This window comes from Enterococcus sp. DIV1059_2, from assembly GCF_051713685.1.
Lineage (GTDB): Bacteria > Bacillota > Bacilli > Lactobacillales > Enterococcaceae > Enterococcus_D > Enterococcus_D casseliflavus.
Map to the genome: position 1 here is coordinate 1,418,314 of NZ_JBIOQK010000001.1, position 17,874 is coordinate 1,436,187.

Annotated in this window: 17 protein-coding genes; 16 read left to right on the top strand and 1 reads right to left on the bottom strand. The window is 44.8% G+C overall.

The window, feature by feature from the left end:
• Window positions 1-65: 65 nt before the first annotated feature.
• Window positions 66-434, bottom strand: a complete 369-nt coding sequence (locus tag IGI72_RS06540) for an iron chaperone (RefSeq protein WP_438753542.1) — start codon at window positions 432-434, stop codon at window positions 66-68.
• A 418-nt stretch (window positions 435-852) separates the two neighbouring features.
• Between IGI72_RS06540 and IGI72_RS06545 the strand changes: the two genes are divergently transcribed.
• The 16 genes from IGI72_RS06545 to IGI72_RS06620 all read left to right on the top strand — a co-directional run bounded on the left by IGI72_RS06545 (window position 853) and on the right by IGI72_RS06620 (window position 17,871).
• The gene (locus IGI72_RS06545; RefSeq protein ID WP_015509419.1) at window positions 853-1,365 is read left to right on the top strand and encodes a hypothetical protein; all 513 of its coding nucleotides are present in this window, start codon (window positions 853-855) and stop codon (window positions 1,363-1,365) included.
• A complete protein-coding gene (celB, locus tag IGI72_RS06550) occupies window positions 1,349-2,704 on the top strand; it encodes a PTS cellobiose transporter subunit IIC (protein ID WP_016610408.1) in 1,356 nt (451 codons plus the stop codon). Before IGI72_RS06545 ends, celB begins: the two co-directional genes overlap by 17 nt.
• Window positions 2,705-2,805: 101 nt before the next feature.
• Window positions 2,806-3,534, top strand: coding sequence for a GntR family transcriptional regulator (locus tag IGI72_RS06555; protein ID WP_015509421.1), 729 nt, complete (start codon window positions 2,806-2,808; stop codon window positions 3,532-3,534).
• 465 nt (window positions 3,535-3,999) lie between these two features.
• A complete protein-coding gene (locus IGI72_RS06560; protein WP_438753546.1) occupies window positions 4,000-4,296 on the top strand; it encodes a hypothetical protein in 297 nt (98 codons plus the stop codon).
• Between the two features lie 18 nt (window positions 4,297-4,314).
• Complete coding sequence (locus IGI72_RS06565) at window positions 4,315-5,400, top strand: DivIVA domain-containing protein (RefSeq protein WP_087627253.1); 1,086 nt, start codon at window positions 4,315-4,317, stop codon at window positions 5,398-5,400.
• 137 nt (window positions 5,401-5,537) lie between these two features.
• A complete protein-coding gene (locus IGI72_RS06570) occupies window positions 5,538-6,845 on the top strand; it encodes a hypothetical protein (protein ID WP_087627254.1) in 1,308 nt (435 codons plus the stop codon).
• On the top strand, window positions 6,842-7,216 hold the full coding sequence (locus IGI72_RS06575) for a hypothetical protein (RefSeq protein ID WP_005235091.1): 375 nt from the start codon (window positions 6,842-6,844) through the stop codon (window positions 7,214-7,216). The genes IGI72_RS06570 and IGI72_RS06575 overlap by 4 nt, the downstream gene beginning before the upstream one ends.
• Entirely contained in the window at window positions 7,149-8,528 is a 1,380-nt protein-coding gene (locus IGI72_RS06580; protein ID WP_438753550.1) for a glucosaminidase domain-containing protein, read from the top strand. Before IGI72_RS06575 ends, IGI72_RS06580 begins: the two co-directional genes overlap by 68 nt.
• A complete protein-coding gene (locus IGI72_RS06585) occupies window positions 8,521-9,564 on the top strand; it encodes a hypothetical protein (protein ID WP_438753552.1) in 1,044 nt (347 codons plus the stop codon). Before IGI72_RS06580 ends, IGI72_RS06585 begins: the two co-directional genes overlap by 8 nt.
• 13 nt (window positions 9,565-9,577) lie before the next feature.
• Window positions 9,578-11,032, top strand: a complete 1,455-nt coding sequence (locus IGI72_RS06590; RefSeq protein WP_438753555.1) for a hypothetical protein — start codon at window positions 9,578-9,580, stop codon at window positions 11,030-11,032.
• A gap of 38 nt (window positions 11,033-11,070) precedes the next feature.
• Window positions 11,071-11,394, top strand: a complete 324-nt coding sequence (locus IGI72_RS06595) for a hypothetical protein (RefSeq protein WP_016610400.1) — start codon at window positions 11,071-11,073, stop codon at window positions 11,392-11,394.
• Window positions 11,395-11,419: 25 nt separating this feature from the next.
• On the top strand, window positions 11,420-12,115 hold the full coding sequence (locus IGI72_RS06600; protein WP_061054319.1) for a type IV pilus modification PilV family protein: 696 nt from the start codon (window positions 11,420-11,422) through the stop codon (window positions 12,113-12,115).
• 43 nt (window positions 12,116-12,158) lie between these two features.
• Window positions 12,159-12,845 carry a type II secretion system protein gene (locus IGI72_RS06605; RefSeq protein ID WP_061054318.1) on the top strand — a complete coding sequence of 229 codons (687 nt, stop codon included), beginning with the start codon at window positions 12,159-12,161 and terminating at the stop codon, window positions 12,843-12,845.
• Window positions 12,832-14,880, top strand: coding sequence for a type II secretion system protein (locus IGI72_RS06610; protein ID WP_438753557.1), 2,049 nt, complete (start codon window positions 12,832-12,834; stop codon window positions 14,878-14,880). The genes IGI72_RS06605 and IGI72_RS06610 overlap by 14 nt, the downstream gene beginning before the upstream one ends.
• Window positions 14,881-14,894: 14 nt before the next feature.
• Complete coding sequence (locus IGI72_RS06615) at window positions 14,895-16,469, top strand: GspE/PulE family protein (protein ID WP_438753559.1); 1,575 nt, start codon at window positions 14,895-14,897, stop codon at window positions 16,467-16,469.
• Window positions 16,470-16,560: 91 nt separating this feature from the next.
• Complete coding sequence (locus tag IGI72_RS06620; protein ID WP_015509432.1) at window positions 16,561-17,871, top strand: type IV pilus twitching motility protein PilT; 1,311 nt, start codon at window positions 16,561-16,563, stop codon at window positions 17,869-17,871.
• Window positions 17,872-17,874 lie beyond the last annotated feature (3 nt).

A 17,874-nucleotide genomic window follows, 5' to 3' on the forward strand; every position in this document is an offset into this window, starting at 1 on the left:
CCGCAGAAGCGAACAGGCTTCTGCGGTTTTTTTGGTTGCTCTTCTTTTACAAAGTCTCGATTGGCTCAGCGCCAAAAGCGGGTCATCTCCGCTTTGTCTTTCAGGTTGAAGGCGATAATGTCCTCAATCAATCCTTGATCGATCGGCTCAGTCCACTTGATGCGAAAAATGTTATCCGTATGGCTGTAGCCAGCGTTTTCGATGGCATCGGCAAACTGTTCAAGACACTTGGTTTCAGGGGAGACAGAAAAATGCGGTTTTGAAACGCTGAAACCGATAATAAAGGTCTCATGGGCGGTGAACATCGGCTGATTCCACTTGATGACTGGAACGAGGTCAGGAAATTTCTTGGTAATAGCGGCAAATAAGGCACGCAGTTTTTCTTGCTTTACTGGCTCTTCAATGCTGGTTAAGTAAGTTTCTAATACATCCATTGGGAGGATCTCCTTTCGTTTTAAGGAACGAGTACAGGGAATGTCGATCACTAAAAATAACGCGTGTTCGAAATCAAACATTTTGTTACTTAGAGTGTACTGTAAAGTTAGCAAGTTTACAAACCTGTTGCCTTGTTTGGGGGATAAAGCCTTCAGGAACAAACACTGTTTGCAAAAACGAATGCTAAAAATAACTTTTTTCTACTCGAACAAAAGCCAAGAGTCAGGAACATTCCCTCGTTATCCTGCAAGGTTCCTTGAGATTCGCTTAACTTTTCAGAAATAACGAATGAAAAAGCAGATTATTTTCAGAGAACACTTTCAAAAAGAAATCGGTTGCATTCAACAAGAATTCTGCTAGAATATAACTTGTTCGAACAAGTTGTTGAGCGAAAGCAAAACGAAAGGAGGAGGACTTGTGACCAAAAGGAAACCGGTAACCCAAGCAGCCAAGAAAGAATATGCAAACAAAAGTATGCGGTTTAATCGTTTTTTACTTTTTCGTTATATGACTGCGATCTTTTTCTTTGTCAATCTTTATTGGACCCTATTGAGTCTGTCTCAATGGACATGGGCTGGTTTGATTCCCATTGCCTTATTGATCGTTGATGGACTTATACTTATTGAACAAACTCAAAAATATTGGCAGCAATCGAATCGTTTACTGGTGACAAAGATCGGTTATTGGCTCCAATTCGGCGTCAATCTCATTGCAATTTTTGGTATTTTGATCGGGCAGCAAGCAACGTTGATTCCTTTTATGAATCAATCGGGTAGAGGGATCTTACTTGCCTTGTTTTCTGTCGGCATGATGGCGTGTTTGTTCATTCAGCGTAAAGCGTGGTTGATCGAGCATGACCGCGACAAATATTTCACGTATTTGACTACATTTGAAACTCAAGGAGGAACAGTCAATGGATTCAGAAAATAACAAAATGTTTGCCTTCTTGGACCGCTACTTAATGGGTCCAATGGGGAAAATCTCACAATTACGGATCGTTCGTGGGGTCATGGCAGCCGGGATGGCGTCGATTCCTTTCACTATCGTAGGATCAATGTTCTTGATCATCAGCGTTTTGCCACAAAGTTTTCCTGTATTAGAGGGCATTTGGAGTACATCATTTGATAAAGTAGTTAATCTCTATATGCTGGGTAACACTGCAACAATGGGGATTTTAGCATTATATTTTTGTATTGTTTTTGGATATGAGTATACTAAGATTCAAGCACAAGAAGAAAAACTTGTTTTAAGCCCAGTCAATGGAGCATTACTTTCTATGATGGCGTTCTTTATGTGCTTGCCGCAATTAGTCTTTGAAGGCGGAGTAGCCACGCTAGTTGAAGTGATTTCTGACGATCAGAAAATCATTAATGGTTGGGAAATCGGTGGAGGCGTTACTCGTTTAGGAACAACTGGGATCTTTACAGCGATCATCATGGCGATCATTGCCGTAAAAATCTACGCGTTTTGTGTGAAGCGCAATATTGTCATCAAAATGCCTGATACAGTACCTACAGGTGTTTCTTCCTCATTTACTGCTTTGATTCCTACAGCCCTAATTGCACTCACTGTGATCGTTATCAATGGTGCATTAGTCGCAATGGGCACAGATATTTTCAAAGTCATTGCGATTCCGTTTAGTTTCGTGACGCAATTGACCAGTACCTGGATCGGACTGCTTGTTATCTACTTCTTCATGCATGCACTATGGATCGTCGGTATTCATGGGGCAACGATCGTGACCTCATTCTTGACGCCAATCGTGTTGTCAAATATGGTGGAAAACCAAAATGGTGCCAACATTGCCTTTGCGGGTGAATTTAACAACAGTTTCGTTACGATCGGTGGTTCAGGAGCGACGTTAGGAATGGTGATTTTCATCGCCTTCTTTGCAAAATCAGCGCAGTTAAGCGCTTTAGGAAAAGCAGCGATCGTTCCATCCTTCTTCAATATCAATGAACCGATTTTGTTCGGGATGCCAGTGGTATACAACCCGTACACAGCGATCCCATTCTTCTTAGCACCGATGGTTTCAATGTCCGTTGCTTATTTTGGTATCAACTTAGGCTTTGTTAACCCACCGATTGCTCAAGTAGCGTGGCCGACCCCAATTGGATTATCTGGCTTTATTGGTTCAGGTGGTGACTGGCGTGCCTTTGTCTTAGCAATCATCTGTGCAGTCGTTGCTTTCTTGATTTGGTTCCCATTCATCAAAATGTATGATGGCAAATTATACAAGGACGAACAAGCAAACGCAACGAAGGCATAATCAATCCGTTTTTTTGATAAGCCGGCTATGAAAAATAGCTGGCTTTTTTTACGCCAAAGATGATAATAGTAGTAGAGAATCCGAAGGAAAGGAGTAGGCAAATGACGAAACTCAGTATTGAAGACTTAGCAGCGGAATTGATCAGAAAGATCGAAGCGGGTGACATAGGAAATGAGCAGGGGAAGATGCCTAGTGAACGAGAGCTTTTGGCGATTTATCCAGTTTCTCGTTATACGTTACGTCAAGCCCTCAATAAATTGAGCAAGATGGGCTGGATCTACCAGATGCAAGGCCGCGGCTCGTATATTCGCTTTCAAAACAACCAAAAACCGGCCATTGAACAAGGAGATCTTGGCTTCAATGAAGACTTGACACGGGGCGAGAAAAACATTCGAACGGTCAAAGCCTCAAAGCGACTGGTCAAAGTATCAGAGGCGCTGTTTCTTCCAAGTCAAAAACAATTTGCGAAAGATCAACACTTTATCGAAGTCCAACGTTTTCGCACATTAGATGACAAACCCTATTTGATTGAACGTTCCTATTATATACCTGAAATCGTGGGGGAGATCTCCGAAACAATGATGGAGGGGTCGATGTTCCAAGCTTTGGCAGAAGAAAAACAACTGACAGTCGCCTTCATCGACAAGTTCATCCAAAGCAAACCGCTATCACAGGAACAAGCAGCGTTTTTTCATCTAGAAGAAGGCATGCCCGCACTGATCGTACGAGACGACAGCTATCTGAGAAATGGCGAACTATTAGCCTTTTCGATGATCCATTATGATTATCGGATGGCGACATTATATATGCATAAAAAGTTGTTCGTTTAAAGAAAACGGATTTTCAAGAAACGGTTCTTTCTTTTTTTAAGGCAATAGAAAAGCAGCCCATTAGGGAGAAAAAAACTTACAGTTGCGGAGCAGCGGACTGGCAAACTGAGAGAAAAGGGATCGCTTCCAATGGATGAAAGATGACTGAGCAGGAAAACTATATAATAGGTAAAGAATCGATCAGCGACCTTGGCTTATAAGGTCGCTGATTTTTTTTGAGGGGATTGATCGGCGGTTAAGAAGGCGTGATTGTTGATTTAAGATAAAGATCGTTTAAAGAAGAACACCTGTTTTTTAATACGAGGATATTTTGCTCATTTTTTAACAATATCACTGGGGATAAATGGTTTCCTCTGACAAATATTTCATCAAGTGAAGAAATATCTGATTTTTCAATCTGTTTTTGCTTTGATACTATCAAATAGACAACAGATGTTCTGCGAACGGAAGCCGTCTTTTCGTTTAATGGCTATTTTATTGAGAAACAGGCCGATTCATTTACTTGATTTCTATCTTCCAAAATACATGGAGGTCGTGGAGATCAAAGGATGTAGTGGTCTTTGCTTTCTTTTTTTAAGCGAAGGGGGACAAGAAGGAAGCGGACATCACTGCTCAAAAGGTCACAGCAGAAACGTCAGCTCGTTTGAAAAAAAGCCCGAGGGTAGAACAGCCAAAGTGCAACTTTTCACGAAAGCAGACGAACAAGCAGACCAATTTGTAGACACATTAAATTGTTCAACGAATCAAATCATCGATGAGTGAGGAATCAGGAGGGGTAACATGGCATTATTTCGCAAAAAGAAAGATGAAGAAACTTACGAAGGCGTTCATGTCTACGACGAGGAATATGATGAAGAAGAGTACGACGAAGACGAGTACGATGATGAAGAATATGATGACGATGAGTATGACGACGAAGAATATGATGACGACGAGTACGAGGACGATGAGTACGATGATGAAGAATACGAGGAAGACGAGTATGAGGATGATGCCCAAGAAGAGCTGCTGGCATTAGAAAATACCGTTTCACAATTGACCAAAACCGTCGAACATTTGACCAAGCAATTGGAAAACAAACAAGAATCCATCAATCGGATGGCTTCGCAAGCGACGCAACAAGAAAGTATCATTTATGAAAACAAGCAGCTGCAAATGCGTTACAACGAGTTACAGCAGCAGTTAAAAGAAGCAGAACGTCAACAAGAAGCCCTCAAAACCAATTATGAGCAAGAAATTGAGCAGTTGACGAGTCAAGAAGACGAATTGATCGAAGTAGAAGAAGAGCTCGAACAATTGCGTCAAAGAGAAGATGAACTGCTAAAAGAATTAGAAGAAAAAAGCAAGCAAGTCCAAGCGTTTGAAGAAAAAGCGATTCATTTAGAAGAAAAAGCGGCGATTATCGAAAACTACAAATTAAAAGAAGTCGAAAGCATGCGTCGGATCACTTCGCTTGAAAATGAAAATCAACAGTTGAACATGCGCTTGCAAGAAGCCGAAGCGAAATATCGTGATCTCGAGCGTTCAAGAGTCGAGCAATTGGCAGATAAGAATGTCTTACAGCGTGACTTGGAACGTGAATTGACTAAGGTCGAACAAATGAAGGACGAGCTGGCGACGATTTTGATCGAAGCAAAAGAAAAAGCACGGGAAACCGCTGCTGAAGCAGAACTGGAAGCTGACAGAAGACGTCAAATGGCGGAAAATGAAGCCCACAAGATCATTTCAGAAGCATCGATGGAAGTGATGAAGATCCGTCAAGAGATCAAGCAATACCAAGAACGACTTACGGCATTTCATCATGAGTCGAAAGGGCTGTTTGAGCAGTTGATCCAGCATAGCAAAGTATTGAATCTGCCAGACTAAAACGAAGGTTATAAGTCGGAATAGACGAAAAGGTCTGCTGAATAATTTCTGAGAGCGACACGACAAAGGAGGGAAACCCACTAGGACCATATGTGCTGTTTAAGAAATCACGGGCAACAACTACGAGTTGATTTCTTATGAGAATGTTGGTTATTGGGACGAATGTGACGAATGATATTTTAAAAATTGCCATCTATCCAACCTTGAGTCCGAATCTTGAGGAATTATTTTATAAACAAGAGGCACTTCCATCAGTAATCACTGCCTGCGACAACCTCTATCAAAAAAAGTGGCCGCTCAAATCCTCGATCCGCAAACAAGTGACGCATTACTTTGAGCAATTTTATTCCATCGAAGCCTTTACCCATCATATCGAGATGGAGATTTTACGGAAAAAAATCGATTACTCAAAATTACGCATTCCTTTGGAACAGCAATTCCCACAGTTTGTGTGGACGCAAATCGGCATCAATCATGTGTCCGATGAAAAAAGCAATCTGTTTTTGGAGTTTGTACCAATCGCTTACACAGAAGAAGAGTTTCCCTTTACGATTCAGTTGGATGCCAGCTTGCAGCAGCAAGCCTCGGCTGGTGTAAGTGATGCGAACGACTTTAAAGAGCAACTGGCAAAAATCGTTCAAAGCGTGATCGATGAACAAAATGTCACGTTTGTGAGTCGCCCGAAAGCGCAAGTCCATGAAGAAAAACGGCAAGGCAAAACCGATGCAGTGAAAAAAGAGCTGGAAGACACAGTCGAGTTCCAAAAGGTCAGTGCGGATGAGCCACCAAAGTTCAAAAAGAAAGTTCGCAAAAAAAGCAGCAAAAAAAAACAGTCAAAAAAAGCCAAGCAATTACCCAAAGTCAACGCCAATGAATTAGCGTTGGAGGAAGAAGCGAAACGAGAACGAGCAAGCAAAGAGCGTTTGCGCTTGGCCAATCAAAAGCTTGAGATCTACATCGAAAACTTAGAAGCCTCTTTGATCAAAAATAGTATCCACTATTTAAACAGCTTGACCGATGAAGAAGACGAGAACTGGCATACGCAATTGAAGATCAGCTTACGAGAATATACCTATCTTTTTCAAAAAGCCAAATACCTAGAACAGGTTTGGCGCATCAATGACAATCTCGTACAAAAGATCGAAAAGATGACCTTGAACGAAAAAGAGTTGACCTATGAGAGAGGGCAAGTGCAGCAAGTGGTCGACAACAACCTTTCTGCTAAAGATATCAGCTTGGTTTTTTATGAATGCAGCGTGATTGAATCACGGGTCAAATTGTATGAGCGACCATGGTTTAGAAAACCTTACGCACGCATTATGAAGATGGACTATGACAATCTTTTAAGAAAAGCCGCTTACTTTGATCTTCTCCAAAGCGAAAGCTATCTATTAGAAAAAAAAGCATTGATCGAAGGCAATACAGACGTTAGGAGCAGTCTATGAGAACCCAAAAGCAAAAACAACGATTCTTATTCTTATACCGCATCTACTTTATTGCTTCTTTGATCCCATTAGCGGTATTTTTGCAGCTGACCGCCTATTTTTATCTCTCTGCCTTTCGAGAATATGTCACTATCAGTCATTTGTTTTTACTCGCTCTTTTGCTAGGTTTTACGATGTATTTGCGGAACAATGCCTTTCATTATCAATTGCTGCTTGTGCAGCTTGAGAAAAATGAAAGCAAAGACCATGAACGACCAAAAAAAGGCACCAGCAAGAACAGCCCCAAGGAGGAGGATCAAGAAGATGAAAAAGCCCAGAAGAAACGTAAAAAGTCTGTTAGCGATCGGAGCATTTATCGGAATCATCAATAATCAAACGATTTCTGAAGCCATGGTTCGATCGATCTTAGGTGTAGAACCATCTACTTATATGGAAACCATCGATGCACAACGAGAAAGTCGTAGGCACTCGATAACGGATGCCCTCCGACCGGTCTCTTACGAAGGAGCTGACAGGATAACGGAGCAACTTGATACTCCTCCAGAACAAACGAATGAAAGCCTCCCAGAAGAATCGGAGCAGGCCGAAAAAGGAACGGAAGTCCAAGTCGTAAATGATGTTGAACGACCAGCAGATGATGGGCAGACAGACGAGGAAGAAACAGAGAGTGGCACCGATGAAACAGAAGACCAAGAGACTGAAGATGCTCCGTCGACGCCAGAGCCTTCAGAAGGCGATCAACAGCCGAATCAGCCTGCTGGACCTGAAACGAATGAGGAAGAAACCAACGATACGAACAGCAGCAACAATAGCGGAAACAACCAATCAAATGGGAATCAAACCAATCAGGACAAAGAAAAAGATCCCGATCCAATCACTGAAGAACCCGAATCGCCGATCGATGAAGAAGAGCGGGAAAGCAACTTTCAGTTTTCGGTTTCACGTAATCTAACGACACAACAATTCATCAATGAGATCGGTTCTGACGCTCAGGATGTTGCCTATAACAATGATCTTTATGCTTCAGTGATGATCGCACAAGCCATCTTGGAGACTGGCTCAGGAAATAGTGCCTTATCCAGTCCGCCAAACCACAATCTCTTTGGCATCAAGGGCAGCTTTCGTGGGCAAAAAGTGACCTTCAATACGCAAGAAGATGATGGAAGTGGTGCGTGGTATACGATCTCTTCCAATTTCCGTAAATACCCAAGTTACCGTGAATCCATCGAAGATTACGCTCGCTTACTAAGAGGAGGCATCACAGGCAACCCGCGCTTTTATGCCCCCGTTTGGAAAGAAAATGCCCCAACCTATCGGGAAGCAACTGCGTGGTTGACAGGGCGCTATGCCACGGACATCCATTATGACCAAAAGCTGAATGCGTTGATCGAGGCCTATGATCTAACCATCTATGACAACGAGCCAACCGAAGAGGTCTTGGAAGAGATTGAACGCACACGTGCACAAGCAATCGAAGCAGCCCGCAAGGAAGAAGCTAAGACGACCCGTTCGTTGTTTGAAGACTTGCAAAGAAGCTCGGCAAATCGTCGAGGCTCAGGGAATTTGCCAGCGTCCATTCGGACCGTCAAGGATCGCTTGCAGGAAAACGCCAATGCCAATACTTATGCAAACCAATTAAGAGGGATGGAACGAGCGGGCAGCGAGGTAGATGCCAATGAGTAATCAGTCGCAAGCACCTAGAAGAAAAAAACGTCCGCCACAGCCTGCCAAACGTGAAAAAAAACGAGAACAACCAGAGGATACACCGAGAAATCCCCGAATCGAAAAGTTTCAAGCGCAAGGCAAGCAAGCCAGCCCTTCAAGTGGCAAGAAACGACCAAAAAAGCCACCTCAAAAAGAACCGACAGGACAGGCGCCTGCGAAAAAGAAACGAAAAAAAGCGGTTGGCACAGCGAATCGCCCCAAATTACCGATCGAAAAGCAGCATCCTAGCAAGCAAAAAGAAAGAGCAGCTGCCAGTACGACCAGTGAAGCACCACGCAAAAAGAAAAAGCGTCCACCGCAGCAAGCACGTCCAAGCCAGCGCAACGAGCAGGGGAAAACTAAGAAATCAAGTAATCCGAATGCCAAATCAAAAGGGACCCACAAGCAAGGCAAAAAACCAGCGGAGGTTTCCCAGAAACGACCAACCCCGCAAAAAGGCAAAGCTGCGACGAAGAAACCAACAGCTAAAAAGAAATCTGGTGATCTCGTACTGAAAATCATTTATCTGATTTTCTTGGTTTGTAGCATGACTGTCCTCTTTACGTTTATCGGCTTATATGTAGCTGATCAAAACGAGATGACGGTTTTCAATCATCGGGTGGTGCGTTTATCAGATAATGGGATGGCGAATCTTGACAGCTCCGCATTACGCACACAAGATTTGATCATTTTAAGAGAACAAGCCTTCACTCAAGTACAGCCAAACGGGATCGGAGTCTTTACAAATAGCTCAGAAACAGGCTATATTGCCCGCCGAGTGCTATCGATCGAGGCTGACGAAGAGCAAGGCTATCATTTATCCGTCATTGGTGATGGACAGGCATTTGGGGAAGAAGCCATCGAAGCAGACCGTTTCGTTGGGGAAGTCTCAATGAGTATCAACCATGTAGCAGATGTGTTTCGTTTTATTGATCAAAACTTGATATTATCCATCATCTTCTGTGTATCATTGATCGCCTTATTCATTCTATTAGGCATTTATCTCTTTACTTGAGAGCCGTCATTACTTGAGAAAAGAGGAAACAAGGTTGCAAAAAAAAATAGTGTTAAGAAATAGTATCGCGGGTCTGCTTTTCTTTCTTTTGTTGCTTAGCATCTTGATTTGGCAGAATAATCAGTCTATTCATATTCGTCGTTTAGCGGATGAAAATGAAGTGTTCGAAAAAATCGAGATTTTGGAAGAATGGCAGGAACGAATGACCCTTACAGGGACGACGATCCAACGATCCGTTCGGGTAATGAACGCCAGTGAAGTGCCAGTCTTTGTTCGAGCAAGCTTTGAAGAAGTGCTGCGCTATATCGCGCCAGACAGTGAGGAAGCAGCCTTTGAGCAGGCGGCTGATGCGAGTGATGCGCCAGACTTATTACCAGTACTGTCTCGCTTTGATGAAAACGAAATTTTAGCAAGAGGGTATCAGAACGTGACTCAGCAGATCCCAGAACTCATTGGAAATGCTCTTGATGGTCAAGTGATGGTTTGGATCAGCGATGAGACGATCGAAGAGTTGGCACCCACGCCTGCCTTGGATGGCTTCGATAGCGAAGAGATGCAGGAGTTATTGGGGGAATTAGACGCTGAAGGACAGGATAATCCTGAGAGCTTCTACGATCACACCGAAGGCAATGAAGAAATGGAGGAGCAACCGTCATCAGACTTGATCGATGGTCCGCCAGATCTCTGGCAAGAACCGGTCCTTGTCGAAGCGCACTTCAGCTATTCCTTTCGACGAAACCAACAACCGGTCATGCAGAAAATGAGTGGGGAACTGCTGCTGCTCAATCCTGCTGATCCGGTTGCTGAGTGGACCTTTGAAGCAGCCAACTTGACCTATAGTTATTATCTTGAAGGGTATCGTTATTTTGTTCGAAACTGGGCGGAGTCGCAGCTAGCCAGCCCCTTTTCCACCAATGAAGAACCTACGGGATTCACGTATCTCGGAGAACAAGGAACGATTGACCAGTCGTCATTTGATTACACGACGACAGAATCTGGGTTAGGCAGTGCCTTTCAATTGCCAGAGATGATCAGTGTGTTTCCCGATGCTGCTGGGTTGTATCCGACCCAAACGGTGAAAACGCTAAGCAGCTTTGTGTCTGAAAGTCCCGCCCAGATCGACTCAGAAGCCATCATGATCGAATTCGGTTCTTTGAGTGATTACCGTCAGATCGATCGAAATACTTGGATCTATAATCCCGATGATGGCTGGTTTTATTATAGTTTCCCTTTGGACCGATCCTATCAAAGTGAAGACGGTTATGGCGTCACCCGTTCACTGATCGAACAAGTGATGATCGATACAAGTGTCGCAGACGATAGCCATCTTGCCTACGAACTTTTACCGAAAGTCGAAGTCATTCAGGCTTCTGATCGACAATCATTAAAGGAGGTCTTTCAGTTAGACAATGATCGGCCAGAGAGTGCCACTGCGATCATCTATCGGCATTTGCACTCACTTCAATAAGTTGCTAGAAAATAAGTCAAGGAGAGATTCACGTGAAAATGGTCATTGAAGAAATTGAATACCGTTATTTTCTTCAATACGGGAAGTATTTGGATTATTTCTACCAACAATACATGCAAGCGAATGTCGAAGATCCTGATGTTGAAAAAGGGATCGCCGAGATTCAGCGACTGGTTGAAGAAGAAAGGTATCATTATATCAGGGAACGAATTCGCATCACACGCAAAGCCAAAAAAAGTATTCCATTAGCTGACTACCCTGATTTCAATAAACTGATTCACTGGGGGTTCACCCTTAGCAAATTATCTTTTCTTGACCCAGATACAAGTATCAACCAGCTAGAAGAAAAGGATTCTCCTTGATCGGGGGCTAGGCAAAAAGCAGGTGATGAAACTGAAAAACGGCAGACAAGCACATAGAGTACTTGATGAATCAGGGTTCAGCCTTGTTGAGATCCTTGGAGCGATCGTCATTCTCGGGATCGCGATGGTCATGATCGCCATGCTGATCATCCAAAACAACCTGATCCTTAGCTACAATACCCGAATGGAAGAGGCCATCGCAGCACGAGATGACGTCAAGGAATGGCTAATCTACCGAGCGCAGACCCAAGATTTGGCGGATTTGAATATCGGGATCTTTACTGCTCGACCATCTTGGATGATGGGCGATCCAGATGACCCCTCAGAAATTCGCAGACACCATTTGGTCCTCGATAATTCAGGGATTCAATACAATGCGCAAGGGCAACCGATGTATGAAGAAATCCCGATTGCTGTAGATGATCTCAATCGGGGACGATTTATTCGCAAAGTGGTATACGATCATTCTGGCGCTCATTTGCCGCAGCCCTTGGCAAATTCGGAAGAAAATCGCCTCTATATGGGAACGTACTTGTCGGAGAATGAAGAAACCACCAACTATTTAGTCAAGGTCTCCATTCGTGAAGACCCCAGGCATGGACTGCGAGAAGACAGTTATGATCGTCGGCAGCTGGGCATCGGACTTATTATTCAGGTCTTCGATAAACAAACGGGCGCATTTTTGACAGAAACGTATCTGCATTGGGTAGTTGACTATTGAAAGGGCTGGCTGTTCTTGCGGAAGTTGCAAAGGAGGGGCGCAGATGAAGCATCGGTTACAGGATGAGCAAGGAGTCACGCTTGTCGAATTGTTAGGGGCGATCGTGATATTCGGCATTATCATTGCTCTCTTTTCTGGGACACTCTTTCTGATCGTCCAAGCCTCTGTCCGTCAAGGTCGAATTGCTGCCTTTCAAGGGATAGCGAATGAAATCATGGCGCAAGCAGACCAAATCGCCAAAATTGACGGCATCTATGAGCATGCGGGGTATTTAGGAAAATATGATAGTCTTCTTTTCCACGAGGAACATATTGTCAAAACCATGCCCGAAGGAACCTTAGGGGCAGCAATTACGGAAGAGGGTAGTCCGCGAATGGTTGTGACGGATATCACAGATACCAACAATATCCGTGCCAGAGTCTATGATACGAAAGACCCTACCATTAAGTTAAAGATCATTCAACAAAAAAATGAGAATGAAGCGACGCTGACCCATCACTATACGCCAAATTATCGCGATACGTTCAGTATCCAGACCAAATTTTTCGTTTTATTTTACACGGAAACGATCAATTTTGCGGATTATTATGATGATTTGACTGGCTGGTGGCAGATGGAGGATCTGGTCACTGATTACCACGAGCAGATTATCTATAGACGAGAATTTACGATCAATTATCGGGACAATGAGAAAGCAAGAGGGGGGGGACCGGGGAATGGACGATGGTAGACAAAATGAAGCGGGTTTTGCGCTGATTTATGCCCTCGCGGCGATCATTCTTTCCTCTTTGATGATTGGCTTGGTTTTCCTAGTTGCTCGAAATGTCAATTCACAAATTCGAACGGTAGATAGCTTCCGTCGCGTGGAAGATGTACACGAATATTCCTTTCAACTCGCTTCTCAAGACCTAAAACTGAGAATAGATGATTTAATCACTCGAACCATGCAGAATGGCGGCTTCTATTCTAATAATAATGACTGGCAAGACAATCTAGATAACGAATTGAGATCTGTGCTGGATGAAGTCAATGTGAATGAGACCATCGATAATAAATTTTCTTTTACCTCCTCTATCGTTGACTATGAATATAATGAGATCGCCCCTTATGTAATGACGAAATCTGGTGGGGAGCAAGGATGGATCCAAGCAGCCTCGATGCTGCCAGATAAAACCAATCTTCAAATCATTATTCAAATTCAATCGCAAGTCACGGATCAGACGCAACTGGCTGAGGGACAGCCGCGAGTACATACAGCTTCTGCCGAATATATCTATGAAATGCAGCTTGAAGAAGAAGACCTCGAACAAAGACAAACACAGCTGGATATTTGGCGAAACATTTTTTATCCCTATTACTTACCCTCTACAGTAGGACAAGCGGTATCCGCCGATACTTGGGTTCGAAAATTATTCGAAGTCGCCGATTTCCAGCGCGTACGCCCATCATTTGATTATCTCGCCTTTGAATCGGATGACTTCTTGCAATTCGGGTTTGCCAACAATGTCCTGCAAGATTTTCAAGACGGCAGATTTTTAGATTTTCGTACAAAGCCGATTCTTAATCGGCTGCATTTCGATGGTTCCTTTTTCTTCAATCATGGGGTCCAGATGGAAGGACAGGGAAGCGGGCAGTTTTCGGCAAAAAGTCTGCTTGCGATCCAGAATGATGGCGGACAGCCTAGCAACGGTTTGAACTTGATCAAAGACATCTTCTTGCAAGCGGGGTTAGGAATGTATATCGATTTGGGCAGTCGAGCTGGCAGCCGCTTGGTCTTATCACAAGCATATACGGATATTTTTGCTGGAAACGTATGGATCAACAATACCAATAGTTCGGCTTCGAGAGTTGAGCAAGAAGGAGTTCTCTTTGCTGAAGGGCATCTGAATGTTTCTGCAAATTCACCAGATGCGGGCTCTGGATTAGGCGAATTAAATAGCAATTATTTTAATTTCTATCATCGAGAAGCCACGAAACAAAACCCTGCTGCAGATGGTAGTTTGACGTTTATGAAGCCGTCGATGGTTCTGACGAGCAGCAATTTTTATGCGGGACCTGTCACGGAAGGCTCGATCGTGCATAGTACCGAAGATACGGAACGAAGGATTACTGTTTATGGTGATTTTATGCTGACAAATACGATGAAGCCGAGTGGTGGAACGATCGATGATTTCTCGTATTTTCAGAATCAAAATCAATTCACAGTGCCTCATGACCCGTCAAGAATCACATTGGATGGCAGCAATACCATGATGGAGGTTCACGGGCTTTCATTTATCGATGCGCCGAAGACTGCTCGAAGACTGGCATTAGCAGAAGCAGGCAGCTCAGCGGTTTTTGATTCTTACTATGAAGATCCAGCGTATTGGAATCAAATCACCTTAAAAAATGGTGCCCAGCTGATCTTGGGTCATACAGGCGTTGAACCCTTTCATTTAGCTGTGGATAGAGAGTCGACCTTTGTCATGGAAATCCTGCCAGATTTGGCATTATTTGACCCGACTTTTTTAGCGACAGGGGCTCATAACCGTCGTCTTGAAGGGACGGTCGTTCTCGTACCTTACTATATGGATGACCAGGTGGAACTGGAAAATCAACTGCAACAATTAGGCGTCAATTATCGCGTCCGCGACTTTGAAAGTCAGGCGCAACCGGGGGAGGTAACGATCCTCAGAAGTTTTTTGGATCGAAACATGTGGTCTGATGATGAAGCATATTTAACCGTTACACGAATGTTTGACTATATCAACAAACTCGATTATTGAAAGGAGGGCGCCAGTTGCCGCAATCAAGTGAAAGAACGCCACGTAGAAAACCTAGAAGGCCTCTCAAAAAGTCAGAGAGTAGTCCAAGTTCAACCACCGCTGAGAAAACACAAACAGGCAACCTGTTTGACTTAGAGATTAGCTCAGAGGTTTTGTCCCTGATCCCCCGCTCGTTTGCCAAACAGCACAGCGTCTTTCCGTTAGAGAAAAAAGGCAATCGTTTGACCGTTGCGATGGCAAACCCTGGGGATTATGCGGCGATCAATGAAATGCGTTTGATCACTGGGTTATTGATTCGTCCGCAAAAAGCCCACAATGCCGATATCCAACAACTGATCGTTCGCGATTACCCTTCTGAGATCAGTTTGGATGGCTTGAGCGACTCTCTCGTTGAAACCATCGATCCAGAGGGCGACTCAAAATTAGATGATTCGCCGATCGTCAAATTGGTCAATACCCTGCTGCAAGATGCAGTGGATCGGGGCGCCAGTGATATCCATTTCGATCCCCAAGAAAAAGGATTAGTTGTCCGCTTACGGGTCGATGGGGAGCTTCGTACCCATGAAAACTTGCCTAAGAGTATTCAGACTGGGGTTACTTCACGACTGAAAATCATTTCCTCCTTGGATATCACCGAAACACGTGTGCCACAAGATGGTCGGGCAATGATTCGTAACGGGGGCAACGTGGTTGATTTGCGGGTCTCGGTTTTGCCTGTCATTCATGGGGAGAAAGTCGTGATTCGGGTGTTGGATCGCTCCAGTGGCATTCGGCGCCTCGATGAGTTTCGCTTTGAACCGCAGGTATTGGCAACCTTTAAAGCGATTTTGCATAAACCCCACGGGATCATTCTGGTCACTGGGCCGACAGGATCAGGGAAATCATCTTCCTTGTATGCAGCGCTGCAAGAGTTGAACACGCCTGAGATCAATATTATCACCGTCGAAGACCCAGTAGAGTTTCAGCTGCAAGGTATCAACCAAGTGGCAGTCAACAGCAACGTCGGTTTGACCTTTTCCGCTGGGTTACGGTCGATCTTGCGGCAAGACCCCAATGTCGTGATGGTGGGAGAGATTCGGGATGGCGAAACGGCGGAGATTGCGATTCGGGCTTCCATGACTGGGCACTTGGTATTATCCACCCTGCATACCAACGATTCCGTCAGTACCATCAATCGCTTAGTCGATATGGGGGTAGAACCGTTTCTGGTCGCCAATGCGTTAGAAGGCATCTTAGCTCAACGGCTCGTCCGAACCCTTTGTTCTTCTTGTAAGACAGTGGGACCAGCCAGCGACAAGGACAAGCAGTTATTTGAATCCTATGGCATCACGGTTACGGAACTGGCACAGCCTGTGGGCTGTCCAAAGTGTGGCAATACGGGATTCAAAGGGCGAATGGCCGTCCAAGAGCTGTTGACGATCGATGCCAAGCTGCGCCGTATGATCACGAACAAAGCGACCAACGACCAGCTGATGGATTATGTTCAGGAACGAAAGATGCGCTTTTTGTTGGATGATGGGTTAGACAAAGTGCAACAAGGCTTTTCCACCATCGAAGAAGTCTTGAAGGTGGTCGCCGCAGAAGAGTGAGGCACGGATTGATTTATCGGTGATCTAGGGATCACCGAAGAACTACATACATTGTTTTAAAAGGAAATGCACATAGAAAGGGGCTGGTTTAATGGATCAAACGAGAGTGGCAACACAAGAGCGAGCAACCAAAAGGGCGACGAGAGAAAAAACAGCTCCGACCCGTACCCGCATCCGTGAAAATCGTGAACTGAGAGAAAAAAAACGTGCCCGCAATCGCCAGAGCGATCAAGACCGATCTGTCTCGACGCGGGAGATCATTCAAAAAGCAGAACGGCAAGCAGCGACAAAAACGACGACTGCCAGCAGTGCACAGGGCGTCAATCGCAACGAAGCTGCGCAGTTTGCTGCCATGTCACCTAAAGAGCGGATCGATCATTGGCTGATGATCGCTGTGGAACAAAAAGCATCAGATATCCATTTAGTCGAAGGCGTACCGCCGATTTTTCGTCGCCACGGCGACTTGCTACCGATCGAAGGGGTGCCAACCATCGACACCAAGGATATCGAAGCCATTGCCGAAATCCTTTGCAACCAACGGCAATGGGAGGAATTCAAGGAAAAAGGCGAGACCGACTTGGCCTACGAATTAGGCGACATCTGCCGCTTTCGGGTCAATATTTTCCGCCAAAAAGATACCGTTTCGATCGCTTTGCGGCAGATCCCCATCGAGATCCCGAAGTTAAGCAAACTTGGTATGCCGACTGTCTTGCGGACCCTGATCCATAAAAGCCAAGGGCTCTTCTTAGTTACAGGTCCGACCGGTTCAGGGAAATCAACGACACTGGCTGCGATGCTGGACTATTTGAATGACACCAAAAAGACGCATATTTTGACGTTGGAAGACCCGATCGAGTACATCCATAACCACAAAAAAAGCATCGTTGCCCAGCGGGAAGTCGGCAGCGACACCATGTCCTTTGGCAATGGCTTACGAGCTGCCCTGCGGCAAGACCCAGACGTCATCTTAGTAGGGGAGCTGCGGGATTTTGAAACGATCTCGATTGCCTTGACGGCAGCGGAAACGGGACACTTGGTGTTAGGAACCTTGCATACGTCAAGTGCCCCTGCGACCATTGAACGGATCGTCGATGTCTTTCCTGCCGATCAGCAGACTCAGATTCGCACCCAGCTTGCTGGCGCATTACTAGGGATCTTGTCCCAGCGCTTGCTGCCCACCATCGATGGCAACGGACGGGTAGCAGCAACCGAAATGATGCTCAATACCCGAGGGATCGCCAGCTTGATCCGTCAAGGGAAAACCCACCAGATCCATAATATGTTGCAGATGGGGAAAAACGAAGGCATGCATACCATGAGCGCCTCTTTAGAAGAACTGGTTGCTGCGGAACGGGTCGATGCTGATGTGGCAGATAACTTAATGGAGGAAGGGGGCGAATAGCCG